The following is a 24051-nucleotide window of genomic DNA, read 5'->3' on the forward strand; positions in this document are numbered from 1 at the left end:
GCGGCGCGCCCCTTGCGGTCAAGCCGCTTGCGGTGCCGTGCAGCGCCCCATATTGGCAAGCACACAGGATCGATAGAATGAAACGCACCCATTTGCCCCTCAACGCCCTGCGCGTGTTCGATGCCGCCGCGCGGCACCTCAGCTTTACCCGCGCGGCGGACGAGCTGGCGGTGACGCCTGCCGCTGTCGGCCAGCAGATCCGGGCACTGGAAGATGTGCTCGGCGTGGTGTTGTTCCGCCGCACTTCCAAAGGGCTGGAACTGACCGAAGAGGCAGGGGCGGGGCTCGACTCGCTGCGGCAGGGCTTCCTGAACTTCGAGGATAGCGTGCAGGCGATGCAGGCAGGACAGGCGAGCAGCAATTACGCCATCGCCGCGCCGCGCGAATTCTACGCGCAATGGCTCGCGCCCCGGCTGGCAGCCTTTCGACAGGCCTATCCGGATATAACCATACAATTGACCGCAGACGAGGAGGCGGACTTTACCGAAGCCAATCTCGATCTGGCGATCCGGCTGGTCGAAGGCCCGGGCGAGCTGGAAGGCGCGATGCTGACCGGCGGGTGCAGGGTTTGCGTGGCTGCGCCTGACGCTCCGGAGGGTTGGATCAGTTGGCCTACCTATGAACCTCCGGAAGGCGCGCGTGCGGTCCTGACCGTCGGCAATGCCGGGCAGGTGCTCAGCTCCGCAATTGCCGGAATCGGAAGGGCGTGGCTGCCGTTGCCGCTGGTCGAGGAAGCGCTTTCGGACGGGCGGCTGGTCACACTGGGGGAGCCGGAAGATTGCCGCCGCGCCTACTGGCTGCTCGCCCCGCGCCCGCAATGGCGGCAGAAAAAGGTGCGCGCGCTGGTGGAATTTCTCACCGGGCCGGTCACTGGTTAACCGGGAGGTGAACGGGGCATCCGGCAACGATTCAGAAATGATACGCTAGAAACGGCGTGATACCGTGGGTAGGTATCGGGGCAACAGATCAACAAGGGGGACTTACATGCGATTCGGAATCACCAAGACCGCACTGCTTATCGGCGCGGCAATGATCATGATGCCTGCTACGGCAATGGCGCAGGTCAACCTCGATGCGGCGGAAAGCGACGTGCGGGTGTTCCAGGGCAACGTGCAGGGCGAGGCGGTAACTTACGAAGTCACCGTGCCCGCTGCTTCGATCATGCAGATCGACGTGATTTCAACGTCCGATCTCGATCCGATTGTCACCGTCACTGATGCTGCCACTGGCGACGTGATTGCCGAGGATGACGACAGCGGCGGCGAACTCAATTCGCGCGTGCGCATTCGCGGCGAGGAAGGCCGCCGGATCGTGATTTCGGTCGACAGCTTCGATGCCACCTGGGTGGAAGCGGGCGAAACCTACGGCGGCAGCTTCGACCTGCGGCTTTCGACGAGCGCTTTCACTGCTCCGCAGACCCGCGCTGTCACCTACGGCGCGCGCGAAACCGGGTCGTTCAACGGTGAACCGCACCTGTTCACCTTCCGCGCGAATGCCGGGGACATGATTCAGGTAGCGCTGTTGTCCGAAGGTTCGCTCGATCCCTATCTCGAACTGCAGGATGCTCGTGGCGAGACCATCGCTTTCGACGACGACGGCGGCAACGGCCTCAATTCGCTAATTACGCATGTGTTCGACGAAGCGGGCACCTATACCATTGCAGCGCAGGGTTACGGTGAGAGCACCGGCGACTATACGCTGCGAATTCGCGAGCGTCGCGAAGCTATGGCGCAATTGCCCTTGCAGGTAATCGGCATCGGCGATCCTGCCACCGGCGAATTGGCGGCGCCCTATCTCACCGGCACGGTGATGCCGTCGAGCATCCTGTATCAGCTGAGCGACGCGGCCAAGGCGGCGATCCGTCGCGGCAACGGCGAAGTGACGATCCGCATGAACGCGATGGAAGGCGGCGATCCCGATTTCGGCGGGGAAATCGACCCTTTCATCGAACTCGGCTTCGATACGCCGCTGGGCTTTGCCGTAACGATGAGCGACGATGACGGATCCGGCTCGCTCAATTCAATGCTGCCCGTCGATCTGGGCCTGATTGCCGATCAGCCCGGCCTGCTCGATATGCTGCGCATCCGCGTGCAGGGATTTGGCGGTTCAGGCGGCGCCTATACCCTGGAAATCACGGAAGGCATGGAAGCGCGTGCCGAAGGCTATGATTATGCCGCAGAAGCGGCCTACTGATCGTCCCGGCGGACTGTGAGTGACGCAAAGGGGCGGGGGAAACCTCGCCCCTTTTTTGCATAAGGCTAATCAGGCGGGTGCTTCCTGAGCCAGGCGAGCGCGCCCGGTGCTCCGCCCTTGAACTTGGGCCAGCCGTCCGGATCATCGTCCAAGGGCGCCACCAGCAACGCGGTATCGACCGGCAATTGCCGCTTGATCGCATGATATAGCCGGGACCGCGACAATGGCGAGCGCACCAGCCACAGCGAGTCCGCCACGGGATGCGCATCGCCATCGAAATTCAACTTGAGCGCCTCGCCATTCCCAATCTCGTACCAGATGAGGTATAGCGTGGTTACCTCCACGGCGCCTCACCCCACTGGCGGCGGGCCGGGACGAGGGCCGGTGCCGGGATCCCAGTCGAACGGGCGGGCAAAGCGGCTGCGGTCGTCATTCTCCGCCGTCACTGCCTCTTCCTCGCCGCGCGCGATCCGCTCCTGCTGCGCCCGGCTGGCGCTGATGTAGTCGCGCGGCATGTAGTTGCCTTCGTGGCAGGCATATTCGAAGAACTGGTAGCTGTCGTCCCGGGTCCAGGCGATGCGCGTGGTCCACGGCTGGGTGTAGACCTCCGGGTCCGAGTAGGTCAGCTCGTGCATGATCGTGTTGGCGTCGGTCATGGTCAGCCGTTCCACCGTCGAGGCCTGCGCACTCATCGGCACGGTGTTGAAGGCGGGCACGTCCAGCGTGCCGGTGAACTGCGTCGCCATGTTGAGCGGGCTGGCGGAGCGGCGGGCGACATCTTCGGTCGCGGCATCGCCGGAGACGATGTTGGTCGTCTCGATCACCAGCGTGCGGCCTTCCCACCAGCCGCGCGAATTGCCCATCCACGCCTCGACATTGGGCGCCCAGGTGGCGGCGCGCGCTTCCTCCGCATTGTCGTAGAGCTTCACCACCCGGTTTCCGAGCATTTCCAGCACGATGGTGACATAGCCGGGGGACTGGAACACGCGAATGCCGTTGTTGTAGCGGAACGGGTACATCGAGGCGGGGAAGCCGCGCGAGACGCAGCGATCCCAGCTGTCGAAATCGTCCACCCAGTCATAGCCTTGTCCGGGAACCCAGCCCGAACGTCCGGCGCGGAAAAGCTCCATAGCCTGCGGGGTGAGCGCGGGAAGCTGGCCGTCAGCGGGGGAAACGAGCATCGAGGTGCGCTTGCCGAAGTCGTTGCTCTGGAACCACTCGGCGAGCCCCTCGGTCCCCGAAGCGCCGATGCCTTCCTCGTTCGCCTGGGTGAAGCGGCCATCGTTGCCGTTGGCGGCATCGACCCGGCGCTGGAATTCCTCGTCATTCACCCAGAACCGGTCGCCATAGGCAGCGGGGCGCTGGAACAGGATGCGGCCTTCGTTGATCCGCTCGATCGGCCAGGTGCCGGTGAAATCATAATCGCCCCACGGCAGCCGCTCCGGCTCGTAGTCGGTGGGGACGGGAGGCAATTCGGTGAGATCGACCGGGCGCGGCTGGGCGAGGGCCGGGGCAGCGAGCGCCAGCGCGGTGGTGGCGGCCAAGGCTGTGGCAAGCATTCGCATTGTGTGGCTCAGGGGGCGGCGGATCATCGGACGGGTCTCCCAAATTGATTTTGTCCGGTTGTAGGTGATTCTGCCCGAAGGCTCAATCCTCCGTTTGGCTGTCCACGGCTTAACGCCACTAAGTCATTGCCAATTGCCTGATTGGTAGCGCAATCTTGGCGAGCACCAGAGGAGGGGCCGGATGGACGAATCGCCGATCGAGACCGATGCGGAAGCGCACGCCGCTGCCTATTGGCGCGCCAATCTCAAGCTGCTGGGCCTACTGCTGGCGATCTGGTTCGCAGCGAGTTTCGGCGCCGGCATCATCCTCCGCGACTGGCTCGACCAGTGGAGCCTCGGCGGCTACCCGCTCGGCTTCTGGTTCGCGCAGCAGGGTTCGATCTACATTTTCCTCGCCCTGATCGTGATCTACTCGGTGGCCATGCGGAGGATCGAACGCCGCTTCGATCTGAACGACTGATGAGCACGCAGACACTCATTTACCTGTTCGTCGGCGTCAGTTTTGCGCTCTACATCGGGATCGCTGTCTGGAGCCGGGCAGGTTCCACGGCGGAATTCTACGTCGCAGGCGGCGGGGTCAGCCCGATGGTCAACGGCATGGCCACCGCAGCCGACTGGATGAGTGCGGCGAGTTTCCTCTCGATGGCCGGGATTATCGCCTTCGCGGGCTATGACGGCAGCGTCTACCTGATGGGATGGACCGGCGGCTACGTGCTGCTGGCGCTGCTGCTGGCACCATACCTGCGCAAGTTCGGCGAGTTCACCGTGCCCGATTTCATCGGCACCCGCTATTACAGCAAGGTGGCGCGGGTGGTGGCGGTGCTGTGCCTCGTCATCATCAGCTTCACCTATATCGCCGGGCAGATGCGCGGCGTGGGCATCGTGTTCTCGCGTTTCCTCGATGTGCCGGTGGATCTGGGCGTGGTCTTCGGCATGGCGATCGTGTTCGTCTACGCCGTGATGGGCGGGATGAAGGGCATCACCTACACGCAGGTGGCGCAGTACTGCGTGCTGATCTTCGCCTATCTGGTGCCCGCCTTCTTCATCAGCTTCATGGTGACGGGCAATCCGGTGCCGCAACTGGGGCTGGGGTCAGAGGTAGCGGACGGCAGCGGGCTCTACGTGCTGCAAAAGCTCGATCTGGTGCTGCAAGACCTTGGCTTTGCGGCTTATACAGCGGGCAGCAAGTCCACCATCGACGTGTTCTGCATCACGCTGGCGCTGATGGTCGGCACGGCTGGGCTGCCGCATGTGATCGTGCGCTTCTTCACCGTGCCCAAGGCGAGCGACGCGCGTAAATCGGCGGGCTGGGCGCTGCTGTTCATCGCTTTGCTTTATACCACGGCGGGGCCGGTGGGGGCGTTTGCGCGGCTCAATTTCGTCGAGACGGTGAACGAGACGGAATACGCCGAAGCTCCGGCATGGTTCGGCAATTGGGAAGCCAACGACCTGCTCGCATGGCGCGACAAGGATGGCGACGGGGCGATGCAATACCGGCCCGGTGCCGCGTTTGAAGGAGCACCGGTGTTCACCGAAGGCGAGACGGGGCCATCGGGCGAGAGGCTGCTGAGCAATCCCGCTACCGACACCGAGAACGAGGTCTATGTCGATAACGACATCATGGTGCTCGCCAATCCGGAGATTGCGCAGCTGCCCGGCTGGGTGATCGCGCTGGTGGCGGCGGGCGGGCTGGCAGCGGCGCTCTCCACGGCAGCGGGACTGCTGCTGGTGATCTCCTCCAGTGTCAGCCACGACCTGCTCAAGAAGACGTTTCGCCCCGACATCACCGAGAAGGGCGAGTTGCGCGCGGCGCGGCTTGCGGCCACTGCCGCGATTCTCGTTGCAGGCTATCTCGGAATCTACCCGCCCGGCTGGGTGGCGCAGGTAGTGGCCTTCGCCTTCGGCATTGCTGCGGCAAGCCTGTTCCCGGCCATCGTGATGGGGATTTTCTCGAAGCGGATGAACCGCGAAGGCGCGATTGCGGGGATGCTCGGCGGGCTGGCGTTCACGCTCAGCTACATCGCCTGGTTCAAGCTGGTGAATCCGGAGGCGAACGTGGCGGAGAACTGGCTGCTGGACATTTCGCCCGAAGGGATCGGGGTGATCGGGATGCTGGTGAACTTCGCGCTCGCTATCGGCGTGTCATTGCTGACCAAGGGCCCGCCGGCCGAAATCGGCCGACTGGTGGAGAAAATCCGCGTGCCGCGCGGGGCGGAAGTGCCGCATATGCATTAGCCACCTTTCGTCACCCCGGCCTCCGAGCCGGGGTCCCGCTGCTTTTGCCGATGAAGCGGGACCCCGGATCAAGTCCAGGGTGACGAGCTTTGGTTTCCTAACGATTCTGCCGTCCCTCAACCAGCGCATCCACCAGCGAAGGATCGGCCAGGGTCGAAGTATCCCCCAACGCGCCAAAGTCGTTTTCGGCGATCTTGCGCAGGATCCGCCGCATGATCTTGCCGCTGCGGGTCTTGGGCAGGCCGTCGGTGAATTGCAGGTGATCGGGCGTGGCGATCGGGCCGATTTCTTTGCGCACCCATTGCCTGAGCTCAGCAGCCAGTTCGTCCGACGCCGCCTCACCTTCCATCAGCGTGACGTAGCAATAGATGCCCTGTCCCTTGATATCGTGCGGATAGCCGACCACCGCTGCCTCCGACACCTTTGGATGCAGCACCAGCGCGCTTTCTACTTCGGCGGTGCCCATGCGGTGGCCCGAGACGTTGATCACGTCGTCCACTCGCCCGGTGATCCAGTAATAGCCGTCCGCATCGCGGCGGCACCCGTCTCCGGTGAAGTAACGGCCGGGGAAAGTGCTGAAATAGGCCTCATGGAAGCGGGCGTGATCGCCGTAGACGGTGCGCGCCTGTCCGGGCCAACTGGCGGAGATGCACAGGTTGCCCTCGGTAGCGCCATGGAGCTCGTTCCCCTCGCCATCCACCAGCAGCGGCTGTACTCCGAAGAACGGCTTGCCCGCGCTGCCCGGCTTCATGTCGTGCGCGTAGGGGAAGGTGGTGATCATGTGGCCGCCGGTTTCGGTCTGCCACCAGGTGTCGACCACCGGATGGCGCCCGTCGCCGACGACGTCATGATACCAGCGCCAGGCCTCTGGATTGATCGGTTCCCCCACGGTGCCCAGCAGGCGCAGGCTTGAGCGGTCGTGCGCCGTTACCCAGCCATCGCCTTCGCGCATCAGCGCGCGGATTGCGGTGGGGGCGGTGTAGAAAATGTTGACCTTGTGCTTGGCGATCACCTGCCAGAAACGCCCGTGATCGGGATAGTTGGGCACGCCTTCGAAGATCAGGCTGGTCCCGCCGTTCAGCAGCGGGCCGTAGGTGACATAGGTGTGCCCGGTGACCCAGCCGATATCGGCGCTGCACCAGAACACTTCGCCGGGTCGGTAATCGAAAGTGTAGTGGAAGCTCGCCGCCGCCCACAGCGCATAGCCGCCGGTGGTGTGGAGCACGCCCTTTGGCTTGCCGGTGGAGCCCGAGGTGTAGAGGATGAACAACGGGTCTTCCGCATTCATCACTTCGCAGGGACAGGGATCGTCGCTGGCGAGATCGTCCAGCCAGTGATCGCGCCCTTCGACCATCGGAATGTCTGCGCCGGTGTGGCGGATCACCAGCACGCCATCGACCGGGGTGTGGTGATCGGGTTCGGCCAGCGCGGCGTCGACATTGGCCTTGAGCGGTATGCTCTTGGTGCCGCGCAGCCCCTCGTCGGCAGTGATGACGAAGCGGCTGTCGCAGGCCTCGATCCGCCCGGCGATACTTTCGGGCGAGAAGCCGCCGAACACCACCGAATGGATCGCCCCGATCCGTGCGCAAGCGAGCATCGCCACCGCGCCTTCGACCACCATCGGCATATATATGGTGACCCGGTCGCCCTTGCCCGCGCCGAGCGCCTTGAGCGCATTGGACATGCGCACGACTTGCCGGTGCAGTTCGGCATAAGTGATGGTTTGCGAAAGGCTGGCGGGATCGTCGGGTTCGAAGATGAATGCGGTGTGGTCCGCAAGTTCGGGCAGGTGCCGATCAATCGCGTTGTGGCACAGGTTCAGCGTGCCATCGGCGAACCATGTGATCTCCACCGGATCGAACGACCATTCGCCGCCCCTCGTGGGCCTATTGTACCAGTCGAGCCGTTCGGCCTGCTCCAGCCAGAAACCATCGGGGTCTTCCACCGAGCGGCGATACAGCGTTTCGTACTGTTCCGGCGTGCAATGGGTATCGGCGGGAGGCGCGGGGTGGGGGACGATATCGCTCATGCCGCGCACCCTAACCCTTGGCGCGCGGCGGGCAAGAGGGGTCAGGCCGCCCGAGCCCTTGCCCCCAGTTTTGCCTTGGCCCGCGCGCGGTGCAGAACCGGCTCGGTATAGCCCGAAGGCTGACTAGCCCCTTCGACGATCAATTCGCGCGCGGCGGCCAGCGCAATCGAGCTGCGCGGGTTTGCCATCATCGGGCGGTAAGCCGGATCGCCTGCGTTCTGCGCATCCACCTTGGCCGCCATGGCGTGCAGCGCCGCCTCCACCGCCGACTGGTCGACAATGCCATGCCTGAGCCAGTTGGCGACATGCTGGCTCGAAATCCGCAGCGTGGCGCGATCCTCCATCAGCCCGAAATCGTGAATGTCGGGAACCTTGGAGCAGCCGACACCCTGATCGATCCAACGGACCATATAGCCAAGGATACCCTGCACATTGTTGTGCAGTTCCTCGGTGATCTCGGCGTCGGTCCAGCGCGGTTGCTCGGCCAGCGGCACGGTGAGCAGCTTGCCGAGCGGGATCAGCTTTTCTTCCGCCCGTTCGCGCTGGCGCCGGGCGACGTTGCAGCGATGGTAATGCGTGGCGTGGAGTACGGCGGCGGTGGGCGAGGGGACCCAGGCGGTGCTGGCCCCGCTGGCGGGATGGCCCGCCTTCTCGGCCAGCATCGCCGCCATCCGGTCCGGCGCGGCCCACATGCCCTTGCCGATCTGCGCGCGGCCCGCAAATCCGCAGGCGAGCCCGATCTGGACGTTGCGATCCTCGTAGGCGGCGATCCACTCGGCTGTCTTGATCCCCGCCTTGCGCAGCATCGGCCCGGCCAGCATCGAGGTGTGGATTTCATCGCCGGTCCGGTCGAGGAAGCCGGTGTTGATGAAGAAAATGCGGTCCTGCACGGCATGGATGCAGGCGGCGAGATTGGCGCTGGTGCGGCGCTCCTCGTCCATCACGCCGATCTTGATGGTGTGGCGCGGGAGTTCGAGCAGGTCTTCAACCGCATCGAAGAGGTCATTGGAAAAAGAGCATTCTTCCGGCCCGTGCATCTTCGGCTTGACGATATAGATTGCGCCGGTGCGGCTGTTGCGACCTTGATCGTGGAGTGCGATCGCGGTGGTTATCGCGGCGTCCAAAATACCTTCGGGCATCTCGCTGCCATCCGGCAGCAGCACGGCAGGCGTGGTCATCAGGTGGCCGACATTGCGCACCAGCAGCAGGCTGCGCGCGCGCAGGGTCTGGGGATGGCATTCACTGTCGATGTATTTGCGATCCGGACTGGCCTTGCGGGTGACGGTCTTGCCGCCCTTGCTGAACTGCGCTGAAAGATCGCCGCGCATTGCTCCGAGCCAGTTTCGATAGGCGGCAACCTTGTCCGCCGCATCAACGGCGGCGACCGAGTCCTCCAGATCGACAATGGTGGAAAGCGCCGCTTCGAGCCGGATGTCGGCCACGTGGGCGGAATCTGTCTGGCCGATGGGGTGCTGCGGATCGATGACAATTTCGATATGCAGACCATTGTTTTTCAGCAGGTAGTTCTGGCCTGTCCTGCATACGAACTGCTTCGGGTCGGCGAGCGTCGGAGTGCCGCCGGTCCAGTCCGCCCAGCGCCCCTGCGTCAGCGGCACCGCTTCATCGAGAAATGCCTTCGCCCAAGCGACGACCCGCGCGCCGCGTTCTGCATCGTAGGGCCCGGCGGGGGGCGGCGAGCCATCCAACGCATCGGTGCCGTAAAGCGCATCGTAAAGACTGCCCCAGCGGGCATTGATCGCGTTGAGCAGGAACCGCGCGTTGAGCACCGGCACCACAAGCTGCGGCCCGGCAGTGCGTGCGATCTCGGCATCCACGCTATCGGTGGCAATAAAGAACGGCGAAGGTTCTGGCACCAGGTAGCCGATTTCGCGCAGAAAACTCTCCGGCGCGCCCGATTTCGCCTGCGGATTTTGCCGGTGCCAGTCGTCGATCTGCGCCTGCAAGTGTTCGCGCTTTTCCAGCAACGCGCGGTTGCGTGGGGCAAATTCCGCAGCGATGGAAACAAGGCCCTGCCAGAAACGGTCCGCCGCGATCCCGGTACTTGGCAGCACCTCGTCCTCGATGAAGGCGACCAGTTCCCGATCAACGCGCAGGTAGGAGCGGAGGCAATAGGCCTCGCAACCCGATACCGGGCGATCGAGTTCTGCCGAGGCCTGCAGGGTCATCGCGCGAACCGTCCCAAGCGGTGGTGCAGGTTCACCAGCTTACGGGTTTCGGCGTTGTCCTCGCCCGCCTTGATGGCAGTGGCGAGGGCGTTGCGGATCAGGCCGAAGTCCTCGGTCGAGAACACCGGGCGGGCGAGTGCGGGTTGAGTCATGTCGATTACTCCTCTCTTGATTTGAACAGGTTACGCGGCGAACTGGTTCATCGTGTTATGCACGCCGTCGGCTTTGAGTGCGGCTTCCCCGGCGAAGGCTTCCTTGTGATCGTCACCGATGTCGGATCCGGACATGTTCTGGTGCCGGACGCAGGCGATGCCCTGGCGGATTTCCTCGCGCTGGACCTGCTTGACGTAGCCGAGCATTCCTTCTTCGCCGAAATAGCGCTTGGCGAGGTTGTCGGTGCTCAGGGCTGCCGTGTGATAGGTGGGCAGGGTGATCAGGTGGTGGAAGATTCCCGCCCGCTTCGCGCTGTCGGCCTGGAAAGTGCGGATGCGTTCGTCGGCCTCCTTTGCCAGTTCGCTGTCGTCGTAGTGCTGGCTCATCAGCCGGTCGCGCTCGAATTCGCTCATATCGCGGCCCTCTTCCGACCACTTGTCATAGACTTGCTGGCGGAAGTTCAGGGTCCAGTTGAAGCTCGGCGAATTGTTGTACACCAGCTTGGCATTGGGCACGACTTCGCGGATGCGGTCGACCATTCCGGCGATCTGCTCGATATGGGGCTTCTCGGTCTCGATCCACAGCAGGTCCGCGCCGTTCTGCAGCGAAGTGATGCAATCGAGCACACAACGGTCCTCACCGCTGCCAGCACGGAACTGAAACAGGTTCGAGGGCAGGCGACGGGGTCGCATCAGCCTGCCCTCGCGGCTGATCAGCACCTCTCCGCTGCCCACAGCCGCCATGTCCACTTCCTCGCAATCGAGGAAGGCGTTGTATTGATCGCCCAGATCGCCGGGTTCGCGGCTGTAGGCGATCTGCTTGGTCAGCCCCGCGCCGAGCGAATCGGTGCGCGCGACGATCACGCCATCGGGCACGCCGAGTTCGAGGAAGGCGTAGCGGACCGCGCGGATCTTCTGCAGGAAGTCCTCGTGCGGCACGGTCACCTTGCCGTCCTGATGGCCGCACTGCTTTTCGTCCGAGACCTGGTTCTCGATCTGGATCGCGCAGGCTCCGGCCTCGATCATCTTGCGGGCGAGCAGGTAAGTTGCCTCGGCATTGCCGAAGCCTGCGTCGATGTCGGCGATGATCGGGACGACGTGGGTCTCATGTCCGTCGATGGCCTGTTGCGCGCGGGCGGCGGCAGCTTCGTCTCCGGCTTCGCGCGCCTTGTCGAGTTCGCGGAAAAGGCCGCCCAGTTCGCGCGCATCGGCCTGGCGCAGGAAGGTGTACAGTTCCTCGATCAGCGCCGGAACGCTGGTCTTTTCGTGCATCGACTGATCGGGCAGCGGACCGAATTCGCTGCGCAGCGCGGCGATCATCCAGCCGGACAGGTAGAGGTACTTGCCCTTGGTGGTGCCGAAGTGCTTCTTGATCGCGATCATCTTCTGCTGGCCGATGAAGCCGTGCCAGCAGCCCAGCGACTGGGTGTAGGCCGCAGGATCGCGATCGTAGGCGGCCATATCGTTGCGCATGATCTTTGCGGTGTAGCGGGCAATATCGAGCCCGGTCTGGAAGCGGTTCTGGAGGCGCAGGCGCGCTGCGAATTCAGGGTCGATCCCCTGCCACGTACCGCCTTCGCGGTGCTTGATGCCGGTCTGGCGGTGGATTTCGGCGAAATAGGTCATGGCTGCTCCAATGGGTTGCTGTAGCCTTGCTGCGCCGATTTTCGCCCGAAGTCGTGCGTTCTGGTGTCAACTTGTCAAACTTTACAAGATATGCTTGTATAGGTGTAACGCTCCCACGGAGATCGCCAGAATGGCCGCGAAGACCCTCTACCTCGGCCCCCGGCTCAAGAAACTGCGCCGGGATCTTGGCCTGACGCAGGCGAACATGGCGGCGGATATGGATATCTCGCCCAGCTACATCGCGCTAATGGAGCGCAACCAGCGCCCGGTCACGGCCGAGATGCTGATCAAGCTCGCCAGCACTTACCGCATCGATGTGGGCGCGCTGGCCGATGACGGAGCGGACGAGACCACCGCCCGATTACAGGGCGCGCTGCGCGATCCGATCTTTGCCGATATTGCCATCGAACCGCTCGATGTGTCCGATATCGCCACCAGCTATCCCGGCTTTGCGGAGGCCCTGCTTCGGCTGCATACCGCCTTCGGCGAGGAGCAACTGGCGCTGGCCGAACGCCGCGGCGATGGCGCGGCTTCTCCTGACGCAACGGCGCCGAGTGACCCGGTTGGCGAAGCCCGCGCCTTTCTCGCCGCCCGCCGCAACTGCTTCCCCGAGCTTGACGACAGCGCCGCCGCGCTCGCCCGCAAGCTCGATTCGTTCGCGGCGATGCGCGATCATCTGGCCGAACACCACGGGCTGGACCTCCGGCTGACCGACGACGGCCTGCTGCGCGGGGCACTGCGCTGGCACGATTATCACCGCCGCCGGGTCTATATCTCCGAGCGGATCGACCAGGCGGGGCGACGGTTCCAGGCTGCGCTGCAGATCGCCATCCTCGAACAGGAAGCGCCGATTGCCGCGCTGGTGGCGGAAAGCCGCCTGACCAGCGAGGACGGCAAGCGGCTCGTGCGGCGGGCATTGCAATCATATTGGGCGGCGGCGCTGCTGATGCCCTACCGCACCTTCGCGCGCGCGGCGGCGGAGATGCGCTACGATGTCGAGGCGCTATGTTCGCGTTTCGCCGTCAGCTTCGAACAGGCAGCGCATCGGCTCACCACCCTGCAGCGGCCGGGAGAAGAAGGCGTCCCATTCTTCTTCCTGCGAGTGGACCGTGCGGGCAATGTTTCCAAACGATTGGACGGGGCAGGCTTCCCCTTCGCGCGACACGGGGGCGGCTGTCCGCTTTGGAATGTCCACACGGTGTTCGACAGGCCGCACACGGTGGAGGCGCAGCTGATCGAACTGCCCGATGGCGAGACCTATGTGTCCATCGCCCGCACGGTGCGGGGTGGGGGCGGGGCCTTTGGCGTGCCAAGTGTCACCCGCTCGGTGGCGATTGCCTGTTCGACCGCGCATCTGGGCAAGCTGGCCTATGGCGATCTCCTTTCCGGCACCGCGCCGACACCGATCGGGGTGACCTGTCGCCTCTGTCATCGCCCGCGCTGCGTGGCTCGTTCCGCCCCACCGATGGGGCGCGAAATCGTCCCCGTGCGGTTCCGCGAAAGCGGGGTGCCGTTCGATTTTTCGATGGAATAGCCGATCTGGCGAGAGCGCTTCATGGGTTGTGACCGCGTGTTACACGCCCTAGACGGAACAGATGGCTGGAGATTTGAGAGACAATCGCGGGCGCGGCGATGCGGAGTGGGGCCTTCCCCCGATTCACGCCGAAGGGCGCAAGTTCGGGATTATCGCTGTCGTCCTGGCGCTGGTTTTCCTGCTGCTGCTCGATTGGGAAATTGTCGGCTGGCCGTTGCTCCTGCTGTCGGCAGGTGTGTTCGCTTTCTTCCGCGATCCGGAACGGGTGGTGCCGCAGGGAGACCGGCTGGTGGTATCCCCCGCAGATGGGCTGGTGTCGCTGATCGCGCGAGTATCGCCTCCGCTCGAATTGCAGGGCACCTATGTTGACGGATCGCAGGGTCTGGGAACCGAACCGCTGACGCGGGTTTCGATCTTCATGTCGGTGTTCGATGTCCATATCAATCGTTCGCCGGTGGCAGGCACGGTGAAGCGGATCGTCTATATCCCCGGCGCTTTCATGAATGCCGATCTCGACAAGGCCAGCGAAGAGAACGAGCGCCAGCATGTGCTGGTCGAGCGCGCGGACGGCGCGCGGATAGGGTTTACCCAGATCGCCGGGCTGGTCGCGCGGCGAATCGTTCCCTTCATCAAGCCGGGGGACACGGTGGCGGCGGGCCAGCGGGTCGGGCTGATCCGGTTTGGCAGCCGGGTGGACGTCTATCTTCCGGCGGGAACGGAACCCAAGGTGCTGCTGGGGCAAAGAGTTATCGCAGGCGAAACGGTGCTGGCCGAGCTGGGCGCGCAGGGCCTGCTGGAGGGTGTGACACAGTGAGTTCCGAACGACCCGGTGAAGACTATTTTGACGACGAGGCGACCGCCACGCCCGGGCCGGCATGGCTGGGCCCCAAGGCCAGCGAACACGAGCGGGTGACCAAATCGAAGGGCGGCAAGGGCCTGTCGCTGCGGGCGATGGTGCCCAATGCGATCACCGCGGCGGCGTTGTGTTCGGGCCTGACGGGCATCCGGTTTGCTATCGAGGGCGACTGGGAGAAATGCCTGTTCGCGATCCTGCTGGCAGGGCTGCTTGACGGGATCGACGGGCGCATTGCCCGGCTGCTGAAGGCGCAATCGCGGTTCGGGGCCGAACTGGACAGTCTGGCAGATAGCTTGAGCTTTGGCATGGCCCCGGCGCTGGTGCTGTTCCTGTGGTCCTTGCAGGATTTGCCCCGGCTTGGTTGGTTTGCGGCGCTCGGCTTTGCCATCTGCTGCGCTTTGCGGCTGGCTCGGTTCAATGCCCAGATCGACGTCGAGGAGCAGCCGCACAAGTCTGCCGGTTTTCTCACCGGTATTCCCGCCCCCGTGGCTGCCGGACTGGCATTCCTGCCGATGTACGGCTGGCTGGCGAGCGATGGCGAAATCGGGTGGCTGCGCGAACCGTTGCTGATTGCATTGTGGACCGTGGTGATCGCGGTGCTGATGATCTCGAATCTGGCCACCATGAGCTGGAAGTCGATCCGTCCTTCGAGCGACTTTCGGATCCCTGCGATCGCGCTTGCCGGATTGACCGTGGCGGCCCTTCTGACCGAACCGTGGTGGACGCTGGTGGCGATCTGCGTGATCTACTTGGCGCTGATGCCGCTCAGCATTGTTCGCTACGGCAAGGTAAAATCCGCGCGGCGTGCTGCTGCGGCTACGCCGTCAGGGCCAGGGCGAGCGCCTCTCGCGGTTGACGAAGTGGAAGGCGCGCTGGCCGCCCGCCCGTTGCAAGGGCACGATCCAGTTCCCTGAGTTCGGCGCGGATGCTGCGATAGTGCCGTAGTGCCTGCGACAGCGACATGCGGCAGGATGCCAGCGACAGCGCGGCAACCAGACCGAAGAACAGTGAAATGGCGACCGACAACAGCATGGCCTGATCCTTGTGACTGGCTGTAAAGCCTCTGGATAAATTCACGAAAGCGGCGGGACGTTCCCGAATCGCGCCTTGCGAGGCTTTTGTTCCATTAATGTTCCAATCGGTCAAGCCATTTGTTCCGCCAATGTTCTCGTTGATATAGCCGGACATCGCCTTCATCCATCTTTCCACTGGATTTCGCCGCTCCCTGCCGCTAAGGCGCGCCCGCCGGAAGGCTCTTGCGGATCGTCTGCAAGTTGCGCTCCCAGCAAATCCACATGGATGGCACACATACCGGTGCCGCTTTCGGCCTCTCGCAGGCCGTTGTCGGTTCCCCGTTATCCAGAGGCATAACCGGAAAGGAATTCCCTATGGCGGCTCCCACCGTCACGATGCAGCAATTGATCGAGGCCGGCGCACACTTCGGCCACCAAACCCACCGCTGGAACCCGCGCATGAAGCCGTACATTTTCGGCGACCGCAACGGTGTCCACATCATCGATCTCTCGCAGACCGTCCCGCTGTTCGCCCGCGCGCTGGATTTCATCCAGTCGACCGTGCGTGCCGGTGGCAAGGTGCTCTTTGTCGGCACCAAGCGCCAGGCGCAGGAGCCGATCGCCCAGGCTGCGCGCCAGTGCGGCCAGCACTTCGTCAACCACCGCTGGCTGGGCGGCATGCTTACCAACTGGAAGACGATCTCGGGCTCGATCCGCGAGTTGAAGAACCTCGAAGAGCAGCTTTCGGGCGGGGCCAGCGGCCTCACCAAGAAGGAAATTCTGAACCTGACCCGCAAGAAGGACAAGCTGGAGCTTTCGCTCGGCGGCATCCGCGACATGGGCGGCATTCCTGCGGTGATGTTCGTGATCGACGCGAACAAGGAAGACCTGGCGATCAAGGAAGCCAACGTGCTCGGCATTCCGGTGGTGGCGATCCTCGACACCAACGTGAATCCCGAAGGCATTTCCTTCCCGATCCCCGGCAATGACGACGCGGCGCGTGCCGTGCGCCTCTATTGCGATGCCGTTGCCCAGGCCGCCATGAGCGGCCGTGGCGAAGGTGTGGTCGATTCGGGTGCCGACGTGGGTGCGATGGAAGCGCCGCCCGCCGAAGTGCTGGCCGAGGAAGCTCCCGCTGCGGAAGCCCCGACTACCGAGGAAGCTGGCGCTACCGCCTGATTTCCCCCCGCGCGGGCATTTGTCGCCCGCGTGTCACACATTGCGATCAAGGCGCCGGTCCATCCTCCCCCGGAAGATAGAGGTGGACCGGCGCCGTTCCATTATTTGAGAAGGACACGAGACATGGCAGCTTTTACCGCTTCCGACGTGAAAGCCCTGCGCGAGAAGACCGGCGCGGGCATGATGGACGCCAAGAAGGCGCTCGAAGAAGCCAATGGCGATATCGAAGCGGCGGTTGACGCGCTGCGCGCCAAGGGCCTCGCCACTGCGCAGAAGAAGTCCAGCCGCACCGCGGCCGAGGGCCTCGTCGGCGTGGCTGTCGAAGGCACCAAGGGCGTTGCCGTCGAAGTGAATTCGGAAACCGATTTCGTCGCCAAGAACGAGCAGTTCCAGGATTTCGTCCGCAAGACCACTGCGGTGGCGCTGGGCCTCGGCAGCAACGATGTCGATGCGGTGAAAGCAGCGGCCTATCCCGATGGCGGCACCGTAGCCGACAAGCTGACCGACAACGTCGCCACCATCGGCGAGAACCAGCAGGTCCGCCGGATCAAGAACGTCGCCGTCTCCAGCGGCATGGTGGTGCCCTACATGCACAATGCCGCCGCGCCGAACCTCGGCAAGATCGGCGTGCTGGTGGCGCTCGAAAGCGAAGCGGGTGCGGACGTGCTCGAACCGCTCGGTAAGCAGCTTGCCATGCACATCGCCGCGGCTTTCCCGCTGGCGCTGGATGCAGACAGCCTCGACGCCGAAGTGATCGAGCGCGAGCGGAAGATCGCTGCCGAGAAGGCTGCCGAAACCGGCAAGCCTGCTGACGTGCAGGCGAAGATGGTCGATGGCGCGATCAAGAAGTACGCCAAGGAAAACGCCCTGCTCAGCCAGGTGTTCGTGATGGACAACAAGACCGCGATTTCGGACGTGGTGGCGCAGGCGGGCAAGGCTGCGGGCACTGCCATCGTGCTGAAGGACTATGTCCGCTTCCAGCTCGGCGAAGGCATCGAGAAGGAAGAAAGCGATTTCGCGGCGGAAGTCGCGGCGGCCGTGAAGGGCTGATCGTCCGGTGTGAGTCCCCGCACGGGCGGGACCTCATGCCAACTTCGACGAGGCCCCCGCCTGCGCGGGGACTCTGAGATACAGAAAAGCCGCCGGAGTTCGCGCTCCGGCGGCTTTTTCTATGGCGCGGTCAGCGTCACCAGCCAGATCTCCGCGCGCGTGCCGAAGCGCACCGGCAGCAGGCTGGTGCCGAGCCCCGCGCCGACGATAATCGTCCGTCCGTTCTCGACTATCTCACCGCAGGCATAGCGATCGCCATATGCCGACATGTAGGCAGGCGCACCGATCAGCGGCAGGCTGATCTGCCCGCAATGGGTGTGCCCGGCCAGCACCAGCGATACATCGGCGGGGACCTGCGGGGTAATGTCGGGCGAGTGTGTCACGATCAGCCGCCCGCCTTCCAGTTCGCGCATCGCCTCCACCACCAGCGGCAGGTCGTCGCGCCGGGTATAGGCATCGTCCACGCCGCCGACCGCCAGCGGACCGATCTGCGCGGCTTCGTTTTGCAGCACGCGGATGCCGTGGCGGTCGAGTTCGGCGCGCAGGCCCTCCCAGTCGAACCAGTGGTCGTGATTGCCCGGCACCACCACCACGCCCAGCCTTGCGTCGAGTTCGGCGAGCGGCGCGATGATTTCAGCAGGCGTGTACACATGCGTGGCGAAGCGCTTGTCGCTCACCAGATCGCCCGCGATGAATACAACGTCGGGTTCGAGCGCATTGATCTGCGCGACGATGCGGGCGAGCCGTTCGGGCGGCATATCCGGCCCCGCCACGTGCACGTCCGATATCAGCACCGCGCGCACCGGCGCGGCATCAGCCGCCGTTCCCGGCAAGGCGACCTCGGTTTCCAGCACCACAGGATCGGCCATGGTATCGCGCCACGCCTTCGCCAGCAGCAACAGGCCGAGCAGCAGCACCAGCAGCGCCACCCGCCCGCGATATCGCCACACTGCGGAAAGAACGCGCCCCATCGCGCACGAGCTTAGGGGAGGCGCAGCGTCAGGCAAGCTCTCTCGCCAAACCCTGGGTCCCCGCGCAGGCGGGGACCTGCCGCGAGATCGAACGAGGTCCCCGCCTGCGCGGGGACTCAGGTGTGGCGAAAACCCGGCGCGCAGCACTTGGCAGTGCAGCCCGGGCGCTCTAAAGCCCGCGCAACTTTGCTGTTCCGTTGCCCCGAGAGGACTCACTTCCCCATGCTGCTCCCCGATTCCCGGCGTATCCTGCTCAAGCTTTCGGGCGAGGTGCTGATGGGCGCGCAGGGCTTCGGCATCGATCCCGCCGTGGTCGAGGCGCTGGCGCAGGAAGTGAAGGCGGCCAAGGAAACCGGGCTGCAAATCTGCCTGGTGCTGGGCGGCGGCAATATCTTTCGCGGCATGGCGGGCGCGGCGCAGGGGATGGACCGGGCACAGGCCGATTACATGGGCATGCTCGCCACGGTGATGAACGCGCTGGCGATGCAGAGCGCGCTGGAAAAGCTGGGCGTGAACACCCGCGTGCAGAGCGCGATCCAGATGGATCAGGTCTGCGAACCGGTGATCCGCCGTCGCGCGGAACGGCATCTGGAAAAGGGCCGCGTGGTGATCTTCGCCGCCGGTGTCGGCGCACCCTATTTCACCACCGATTCCGGCGCAGCCCTGCGCGCGGCGGAAATGCGCTGCGATGCGCTGCTCAAGGGCACCAGCGTGGATGGCGTGTACGACAGCGATCCCAAGCATAACCCCGCCGCCCAGCGGTTCGATACGGTCACATATGGCAAGGTGCTGGCCGACAATCTCAAGGTGATGGACGCAAGCGCCGTGGCGCTGTGCCGTGACAACGATATCCCGATTGTGGTGTTCTCGATCCGCGAAAAGGGCAATCTGGCGCGTGTGCTGGCGGGCGAGGGCGTGCAGACAATAGTGCAGAAGGACTGAGACGATGCCGAAATATGACAAGGCCGATGTGGAACGCCGGATGCACGGCGCGGTGGAAAGCCTGCGGGGCGATCTCGGCGGCCTGCGCACGGGCCGCGCCAATACCGCGCTGCTCGATCCGGTGGTGGTGGAAGTCTACGGCTCGATGATGCCGCTGAACCAGGTCGCCACGGTCAACGCGCCCGAACCGCGGATGCTGGCGGTGCAGGTGTGGGACAAGGCCAATGTCAGCGCGGTCGAGAAGGGCATTTCCAAGGCCAATCTCGGCCTCAACCCGATGACCGACGGCCAGACCATCCGCCTGCCGCTTCCCGATCTGAACGAGGAACGCCGCCGCGAACTGAGCAAGCTGGCGGGCACTTATGCCGAAAAGGCCAAGATCGCCATCCGCAACGTCCGCCGCGATTCGAACGAGGCGCTGAAGGAAGACGAGAAAAAGAAGGAAATTTCCGAAGACGATCGCAAGCGGCTGGAGGACGAAATCCAGAAGATGACGGACAAGCACGTGGCGGATATCGATTCGGTGACCGAGGCGAAGATCAAGGAAATCATGACGCAGTGACGGCGAGCCGATGACCGCCAATTACCCCCGCCACGTGGCGATCATCATGGATGGCAACGGGCGCTGGGCGAAGGCGCGCGGGCTGCCGCGTGCGCTCGGCCACAAGGCAGGCGGGGATGCGGTCAAGCGCACGGTGGAAGCCGCCGGGGCGCTGGAGCTCGAATGCCTGACGCTCTACGCCTTCAGCAGCGAGAACTGGAAGCGCGACGAGGCGGAGATTTCCGACCTGATGAGCCTGATGCGCCGGTTCATCGAAGCCAACCTGAAGGACATGATCGAGCGCCGGGTGCGGCTGAAGCTGATCGGCGATTACAAGGCCTTTGCACCGGATATCGTCGCCAAGCTGGAAGACGCGCTGGACCGCACTGCGGGCGGCGAGCGGACGCTGGCGGTGGCGCTGAACTACGGCGCACAGCAGGAGATCGTCCGCGCGGCCCGGCTGGCGGCGGGGGAGGGTGAAGTGACCTGCGCGGCGCTGGAGAAGCACCTCTACACCGCCGACCTGCCTCCGCTCGACCTGCTCATCCGCACCAGCGGCGAGGTGCGCCTCTCGAATTTCCTGCTATGGCAGGCGGCCTATGCGGAAATGCTGTTCATGGATGTGCTCTGGCCCGACTTCGGCGAGGACCACCTGCGCGCGGCCTGTGAAGAATTCGCGCAGAGGGAGCGGCGTTTTGGCGGACGTTAATATAATCCTCCCCCTCTGGGGGAGGTGGCAGCCCGCAGGGCTGACGGAGGGGGATTGCCCGCGCGACAGGCCCCCACCGCCTCGCTTCGCTCGGCACCTCCCCCAAGGGGGGAGGATCTGGTGACCCCCGAACCCACACCCGCGCCGGAGCGCAAGCGCGACAAGGTGAAAGCCTTCGCCCGCAAGGCCGTCCGCGTCCCGCTGTCGGTGCGCACGAGCGACCTGCCCAAACGCGCGGCGAGTGCGGTGGTGATGGTGGCTGTGGCTGGTGTGGCGCTTTGGGCTGGCGGATGGGCTTGGACATTATTCGTCGCTGCCATTGCTTCGGGTGTGCTGTGGGAATGGTGGCGACTTGTCGAAAGGATCACCAAATCTGTTCTCGGTCGACTTGTTTGGCTTGGTGGAGGTATCCTCTATGTTGCGGGAGCAGCCGCAGTCCTCTGGCTGCTGCGAAATTCACCTGCACTTGCAGAAAGGGGTTGGCTGGCCGTCCTGAGCATCCTCCTTCCGGTAATTGCAACTGACATTGGAGCATACTTCGCAGGACGAACCATCGGTGGCCCGAAAATCGCACCGAGGATCAGCCCATCAAAGACCTGGGCGGGGCTTGTCGGGGGAATGATGGCAGCCGGGGCGATGCTGGCAGCGATTAATTTGGTGAAAGGTCGTGGCGACGACCAGACAGTAGTGAGCTTCGTACTTTTCTCGACTTTGCTTGGGGCTGTTATCGCGGTGGTTGCACAGGCTGGCGACTTTTTTGAGAGTTGGATGAAGCGTCGGGCTGGTGTTAAGGATTCTGGCAACCTGATCCCTGGACATGGCGGCCTGTTTGACCGCGTTGATGGACTATTGCCTGTGCTCTTATTGGTGGGCTTGATAGATTGGCTGGCAGTAGTTCTATGACCCGCACCATCTCTCTCCTCGGCGCGACCGGTTCCATCGGCGATTCCACGCTCGACCTGATCCGCCATGATCGCGACAACTGGAAGGTCGTCGCGCTCAGCGCCAATTGTTCGGCCGAGAAGCTGGCCCTGCTCGCCATCGAATTCGGCGCGGAGATCGCGGTCGTCGGCGACGACAAGTGCCTCCCCGAACTGCGCCAGCACCTCTCCGGCACAGGCATCGAAGCCGCAGGCGGCGCACAGGCGCTTTGCGATGCCGCGTCGCGCCCTGCCGACATCACCGTCGCTGCTATCGTCGGTTGCGCGGGGCTGGCGCCGACGATGGCCGCCATTGCACAGGGCAACACCGTCGCGCTCGCGAACAAGGAAGCGCTGGTTTCGGCGGGCGGGGTGATGACGCGGCTGGTCGAGCAGCACGGCACCACGCTGCTGCCGGTCGATTCCGAGCACAACGCGATCTTTCAGTGCCTCCAGGGCAACCAGGTCGCGGACGTGCGCTGGATCACCCTCACCGCCAGCGGCGGGCCGCTGCGCACCAAGACGCTCGCTGAGCTCGAAGCGGTCACGCCCGCGCAGGCGGTGGCGCATCCCAACTGGGACATGGGCGCGAAAATCAGCGTCGATTCGGCCACCATGTTCAACAAGGGGCTGGAATTCATCGAGGCACACCACCTGTTCCCGGTCGGACTCGATAAATTGCGGATCGTGGTCCACCCGCAGAGCGTAATCCATTCGATGGTCGAATACCGCGACGGCTCGACGCTCGCCCAACTCGGCCCCAGCGACATGCGCGTGCCCATCGCTTCGGCGCTGGCGCACCCGGCGCGAATGGATACGCGGTGCAAGCCGCTCGATCTCGCAACTATCGGCGAACTCACCTTCTTCGCGCCCGATGAGGAGCGCTTCCCCGCCACCAGACTGGCGCGCGAAGCCGCCCACGCTGGCGGGGCCGCGCCTGCGGTGCTCAATGCCGCGAACGAAGTGGCGGTGACCGCTTTTCTCGCCGGTCAGATCAGGTTCACGCAAATTTCGGCAATTGTTGCGAGAACCCTCGACAAATACGCGCCCGAAGCGCCTCTGGACCTCGCAGCCGTGCTGGCTGTCGATGCCGAGGCGCGGGTTCGGGCGCGCGAAGTGATGGAGCCTCAATAGGTGGAATTCGAAAGCCTGCCGTTCTGGATGTACATAGTCGGCTTCCTCGCCATGCTGGGGCCGCTGGTGGTGCTGCACGAGCTGGGGCATTACCTGGTCGGGCGCTGGTTCGGCGTCGGCGCGGATGCCTTCTCAGTCGGCTTCGGCAAGGAGCTGGCGGGCTTCACCGACAAGCGCGGCACCCGCTGGAAGCTCTCGGCACTGCCGTTCGGCGGCTATGTCCAGTTCAAGGGCGACATGAACCCGGCGAGTGTGCCGGACCTGAACAATCCGCCGCCGCCCGACGCGTTCCAGACCAAGCCGCTGTGGCAGAAGGCGCTGATCGTGGCGGCAGGGCCGGTAATGAACCTGCTGGTGGCTATCGCGATCCTCGCCAGCTTCAACATGATCTACGGCAAGGGCATTTCCCCGCCGGTGGTGGAAGTGCTGGTGGAAGAGGGCGCGGCGGCAGCGGCGGGGATGGAAGCGGGTGACCGCATCCTCTCCATAGATGGCCGCCCGATCGAGGATTTCAGCGAAGTCGCCGCGCTGGTCGCGCCGTTTCCTGACGAGCGGATCGAGGTGAAGGTCGAACGCGGCAACGAGACGCTCGAATTCCCCATCACCATCGCCACCGCGGAAGAGACCGACCGCTTCGGCAACAGCTACAAGGTCGGCCGGATCGGCATCGGTTCGGAATCGCGCGAATTCGTTTCCGTGGGCCCGGTGGAATCGGTGACGCTCGCAGTAAATCAGACCGGCCAGATCCTCGACATGATGGTGACCGGTATCTGGCAGATCGTCAGCGGCAGGCGCTCGGTCGAGGAACTGGGCGGGCCGATCACGATTGCCAAGTATTCGGGCGAGCAGCTCAGCCTCGGCTTGCAGGCCTTCGTCTTCTTCGCCGCCCTGATCTCGATTAACTTGGCATTCATTAACCTCCTGCCAATTCCGGCGCTCGACGGCGGGCATCTGGCGTTTTACGCGGTTGAGGCAATCCGCCGCAAACCCGCCAGCGCCCGCAGTCAGGAACTCGCGTTCCGCACCGGCATCGCCCTTGTCTTGGCGCTGATGGTGTTCGTGACGATGATCGACATTGCCAAACTGCCCTTCTGGGGCGGCTAGGCGGGGAAAGGGATACGGTTCAGCGCGAAATCCGGCCAAAAGCCGCCGAAAATGCGCAGGCCTTGCTTGATTGCCCTGCTGGCATCGGGCAAGGGCGCCTTTTCGCGTTAAG

Annotated in this window: 23 protein-coding genes; 15 read left to right on the forward strand and 8 right to left on the reverse strand. The window is 64.1% G+C overall.

Features of this window, described 5'->3' with window-relative positions; genetic code table 11:
* Nucleotides 1-77 precede the first annotated feature (77 nt).
* Together JY451_12600 and JY451_12605 are read left to right on the forward strand one after the other, a co-directional pair.
* A complete protein-coding gene (locus tag JY451_12600) occupies nucleotides 78-878 on the forward strand; it encodes a LysR family transcriptional regulator (protein QZH74497.1) in 801 nt (266 codons plus the stop codon).
* Between the two features lie 106 nt (nucleotides 879-984).
* Nucleotides 985-2193 carry a pre-peptidase C-terminal domain-containing protein gene (locus JY451_12605; GenBank protein QZH74498.1) on the forward strand — a complete coding sequence of 403 codons (1209 nt, stop codon included), beginning with the start codon at nucleotides 985-987 and terminating at the stop codon, nucleotides 2191-2193.
* A 65-nt stretch (nucleotides 2194-2258) separates the two neighbouring features.
* Here the strand turns inward: JY451_12605 and JY451_12610 are convergent, their stop codons facing one another.
* Nucleotides 2259-2537: a hypothetical protein gene (locus tag JY451_12610; protein ID QZH74499.1), complete on the reverse strand. Its 279-nt coding sequence runs from the start codon at nucleotides 2535-2537 to the stop codon at nucleotides 2259-2261.
* A gap of 6 nt (nucleotides 2538-2543) precedes the next feature.
* Nucleotides 2544-3785, reverse strand: a complete 1242-nt coding sequence (locus JY451_12615) for a hypothetical protein (GenBank protein QZH74500.1) — start codon at nucleotides 3783-3785, stop codon at nucleotides 2544-2546.
* A gap of 154 nt (nucleotides 3786-3939) precedes the next feature.
* Here JY451_12615 and JY451_12620 point away from each other — a divergent pair, with 154 nt between their 5' ends.
* Together JY451_12620 and JY451_12625 are read left to right on the forward strand one after the other, a co-directional pair.
* Complete coding sequence (locus tag JY451_12620; protein QZH74501.1) at nucleotides 3940-4218, forward strand: DUF4212 domain-containing protein; 279 nt, start codon at nucleotides 3940-3942, stop codon at nucleotides 4216-4218.
* Nucleotides 4218-5993, forward strand: a complete 1776-nt coding sequence (locus JY451_12625) for a cation acetate symporter (protein QZH74502.1) — start codon at nucleotides 4218-4220, stop codon at nucleotides 5991-5993. The genes JY451_12620 and JY451_12625 overlap by 1 nt, the downstream gene beginning before the upstream one ends.
* A 97-nt stretch (nucleotides 5994-6090) precedes the next feature.
* On the opposite strand, the gene acs is transcribed toward JY451_12625, so the two are convergent.
* The 4 genes from acs to JY451_12645 are packed head-to-tail and all read right to left on the reverse strand — an operon-like array spanning nucleotide 6091 to nucleotide 11986.
* Nucleotides 6091-8022: an acetate--CoA ligase gene (gene acs, locus JY451_12630; protein QZH74503.1), complete on the reverse strand. Its 1932-nt coding sequence runs from the start codon at nucleotides 8020-8022 to the stop codon at nucleotides 6091-6093.
* 41 nt (nucleotides 8023-8063) lie between these two features.
* Nucleotides 8064-10208, reverse strand: a complete 2145-nt coding sequence (locus JY451_12635; protein ID QZH74504.1) for a malate synthase G — start codon at nucleotides 10206-10208, stop codon at nucleotides 8064-8066.
* On the reverse strand, nucleotides 10205-10360 hold the full coding sequence (locus JY451_12640) for a hypothetical protein (GenBank protein ID QZH74505.1): 156 nt from the start codon (nucleotides 10358-10360) through the stop codon (nucleotides 10205-10207). The genes JY451_12635 and JY451_12640 overlap by 4 nt, the downstream gene beginning before the upstream one ends.
* Before the next feature lie 30 nt (nucleotides 10361-10390).
* On the reverse strand, nucleotides 10391-11986 hold the full coding sequence (locus tag JY451_12645) for an isocitrate lyase (GenBank protein QZH74506.1): 1596 nt from the start codon (nucleotides 11984-11986) through the stop codon (nucleotides 10391-10393).
* 130 nt (nucleotides 11987-12116) lie between these two features.
* Between JY451_12645 and JY451_12650 the strand changes: the two genes are divergently transcribed.
* From JY451_12650 to JY451_12660, 3 genes are all read left to right on the forward strand, one after another.
* Nucleotides 12117-13520: a DUF2083 domain-containing protein gene (locus JY451_12650; protein ID QZH74507.1), complete on the forward strand. Its 1404-nt coding sequence runs from the start codon at nucleotides 12117-12119 to the stop codon at nucleotides 13518-13520.
* A gap of 61 nt (nucleotides 13521-13581) precedes the next feature.
* Nucleotides 13582-14334, forward strand: coding sequence for a phosphatidylserine decarboxylase (locus JY451_12655; protein ID QZH74508.1), 753 nt, complete (start codon nucleotides 13582-13584; stop codon nucleotides 14332-14334).
* Nucleotides 14335-14471: 137 nt separating this feature from the next.
* Complete coding sequence (locus JY451_12660; GenBank protein QZH76719.1) at nucleotides 14472-15290, forward strand: phosphatidylcholine/phosphatidylserine synthase; 819 nt, start codon at nucleotides 14472-14474, stop codon at nucleotides 15288-15290.
* Here the strand turns inward: JY451_12660 and JY451_12665 are convergent.
* A complete protein-coding gene (locus JY451_12665) occupies nucleotides 15193-15573 on the reverse strand; it encodes a hypothetical protein (protein ID QZH74509.1) in 381 nt (126 codons plus the stop codon). The two genes, JY451_12660 and JY451_12665, sit on opposite strands and share 98 nt — an antisense overlap.
* A 191-nt stretch (nucleotides 15574-15764) precedes the next feature.
* Here JY451_12665 and rpsB point away from each other — a divergent pair, with 191 nt between their 5' ends.
* Both rpsB and JY451_12675 read left to right on the forward strand, forming a co-directional pair.
* On the forward strand, nucleotides 15765-16568 hold the full coding sequence (gene rpsB / locus JY451_12670) for a 30S ribosomal protein S2 (GenBank protein QZH74510.1): 804 nt from the start codon (nucleotides 15765-15767) through the stop codon (nucleotides 16566-16568).
* A 123-nt stretch (nucleotides 16569-16691) separates the two neighbouring features.
* The gene (locus JY451_12675) at nucleotides 16692-17618 is read left to right on the forward strand and encodes an elongation factor Ts (protein QZH74511.1); all 927 of its coding nucleotides are present in this window, start codon (nucleotides 16692-16694) and stop codon (nucleotides 17616-17618) included.
* Nucleotides 17619-17737: 119 nt separating this feature from the next.
* Here the strand turns inward: JY451_12675 and JY451_12680 are convergent, their stop codons facing one another.
* Complete coding sequence (locus tag JY451_12680; GenBank protein QZH74512.1) at nucleotides 17738-18589, reverse strand: metallophosphoesterase; 852 nt, start codon at nucleotides 18587-18589, stop codon at nucleotides 17738-17740.
* A gap of 222 nt (nucleotides 18590-18811) precedes the next feature.
* Between JY451_12680 and JY451_12685 the strand changes: the two genes are divergently transcribed.
* The 6 genes from JY451_12685 (at nucleotide 18812) to rseP (ending at nucleotide 23939) form a co-directional block, all read left to right on the forward strand.
* The gene (locus JY451_12685; GenBank protein ID QZH74513.1) at nucleotides 18812-19531 is read left to right on the forward strand and encodes a UMP kinase; all 720 of its coding nucleotides are present in this window, start codon (nucleotides 18812-18814) and stop codon (nucleotides 19529-19531) included.
* Nucleotides 19532-19535: 4 nt separating this feature from the next.
* Nucleotides 19536-20093: a ribosome recycling factor gene (gene frr / locus JY451_12690; protein ID QZH74514.1), complete on the forward strand. Its 558-nt coding sequence runs from the start codon at nucleotides 19536-19538 to the stop codon at nucleotides 20091-20093.
* A gap of 10 nt (nucleotides 20094-20103) precedes the next feature.
* Nucleotides 20104-20781: a di-trans,poly-cis-decaprenylcistransferase gene (gene uppS, locus JY451_12695; protein QZH74515.1), complete on the forward strand. Its 678-nt coding sequence runs from the start codon at nucleotides 20104-20106 to the stop codon at nucleotides 20779-20781.
* A gap of 252 nt (nucleotides 20782-21033) precedes the next feature.
* Complete coding sequence (locus JY451_12700) at nucleotides 21034-21684, forward strand: phosphatidate cytidylyltransferase (protein QZH76720.1); 651 nt, start codon at nucleotides 21034-21036, stop codon at nucleotides 21682-21684.
* Nucleotides 21681-22835 (forward strand): 1-deoxy-D-xylulose-5-phosphate reductoisomerase, encoded by a 1155-nt coding sequence (locus tag JY451_12705; protein QZH74516.1) that lies wholly within the window; start codon nucleotides 21681-21683, stop codon nucleotides 22833-22835. Before JY451_12700 ends, JY451_12705 begins: the two co-directional genes overlap by 4 nt.
* A gap of 27 nt (nucleotides 22836-22862) precedes the next feature.
* Complete coding sequence (rseP, locus tag JY451_12710; GenBank protein ID QZH76721.1) at nucleotides 22863-23939, forward strand: RIP metalloprotease RseP; 1077 nt, start codon at nucleotides 22863-22865, stop codon at nucleotides 23937-23939.
* Nucleotides 23940-24051 lie beyond the last annotated feature (112 nt).

The sequence above is a fragment of the Erythrobacter sp. genome, assembly GCA_019739335.1.
GTDB lineage: Bacteria > Pseudomonadota > Alphaproteobacteria > Sphingomonadales > Sphingomonadaceae > Alteraurantiacibacter.

Excerpts from the sequence above, each read along its gene's own strand:
- JY451_12600 (QZH74497.1), top strand. The coding sequence starts at position 78 with ATGAAACGCACCCATTTGCCCCTCAACGCCCTGCGCGTGTTCGATGCC.
- JY451_12605 (QZH74498.1), top strand. The coding sequence starts at position 985 with ATGCGATTCGGAATCACCAAGACCGCACTGCTTATCGGCGCGGCAATG.
- JY451_12615 (QZH74500.1), bottom strand. The coding sequence starts at position 3,785 with ATGATCCGCCGCCCCCTGAGCCACACAATGCGAATGCTTGCCACAGCC.
- JY451_12620 (QZH74501.1), top strand. The coding sequence starts at position 3,940 with ATGGACGAATCGCCGATCGAGACCGATGCGGAAGCGCACGCCGCTGCC.
- JY451_12625 (QZH74502.1), top strand. The coding sequence starts at position 4,218 with ATGAGCACGCAGACACTCATTTACCTGTTCGTCGGCGTCAGTTTTGCG.
- acs (QZH74503.1), bottom strand. The coding sequence starts at position 8,022 with ATGAGCGATATCGTCCCCCACCCCGCGCCTCCCGCCGATACCCATTGC.
- JY451_12635 (QZH74504.1), bottom strand. The coding sequence starts at position 10,208 with ATGACCCTGCAGGCCTCGGCAGAACTCGATCGCCCGGTATCGGGTTGC.
- JY451_12640 (QZH74505.1), bottom strand. The coding sequence starts at position 10,360 with ATGACTCAACCCGCACTCGCCCGCCCGGTGTTCTCGACCGAGGACTTC.
- JY451_12645 (QZH74506.1), bottom strand. The coding sequence starts at position 11,986 with ATGACCTATTTCGCCGAAATCCACCGCCAGACCGGCATCAAGCACCGC.
- JY451_12650 (QZH74507.1), top strand. The coding sequence starts at position 12,117 with ATGGCCGCGAAGACCCTCTACCTCGGCCCCCGGCTCAAGAAACTGCGC.
- JY451_12655 (QZH74508.1), top strand. The coding sequence starts at position 13,582 with ATGGCTGGAGATTTGAGAGACAATCGCGGGCGCGGCGATGCGGAGTGG.
- JY451_12660 (QZH76719.1), top strand. The coding sequence starts at position 14,472 with ATGGTGCCCAATGCGATCACCGCGGCGGCGTTGTGTTCGGGCCTGACG.
- JY451_12665 (QZH74509.1), bottom strand. The coding sequence starts at position 15,573 with ATGAAGGCGATGTCCGGCTATATCAACGAGAACATTGGCGGAACAAAT.
- rpsB (QZH74510.1), top strand. The coding sequence starts at position 15,765 with ATGGCGGCTCCCACCGTCACGATGCAGCAATTGATCGAGGCCGGCGCA.
- JY451_12675 (QZH74511.1), top strand. The coding sequence starts at position 16,692 with ATGGCAGCTTTTACCGCTTCCGACGTGAAAGCCCTGCGCGAGAAGACC.
- JY451_12680 (QZH74512.1), bottom strand. The coding sequence starts at position 18,589 with ATGGGGCGCGTTCTTTCCGCAGTGTGGCGATATCGCGGGCGGGTGGCG.
- JY451_12685 (QZH74513.1), top strand. The coding sequence starts at position 18,812 with ATGCTGCTCCCCGATTCCCGGCGTATCCTGCTCAAGCTTTCGGGCGAG.
- frr (QZH74514.1), top strand. The coding sequence starts at position 19,536 with ATGCCGAAATATGACAAGGCCGATGTGGAACGCCGGATGCACGGCGCG.
- uppS (QZH74515.1), top strand. The coding sequence starts at position 20,104 with ATGACCGCCAATTACCCCCGCCACGTGGCGATCATCATGGATGGCAAC.
- JY451_12700 (QZH76720.1), top strand. The coding sequence starts at position 21,034 with ATGGTGGCTGTGGCTGGTGTGGCGCTTTGGGCTGGCGGATGGGCTTGG.
- JY451_12705 (QZH74516.1), top strand. The coding sequence starts at position 21,681 with ATGACCCGCACCATCTCTCTCCTCGGCGCGACCGGTTCCATCGGCGAT.
- rseP (QZH76721.1), top strand. The coding sequence starts at position 22,863 with ATGTACATAGTCGGCTTCCTCGCCATGCTGGGGCCGCTGGTGGTGCTG.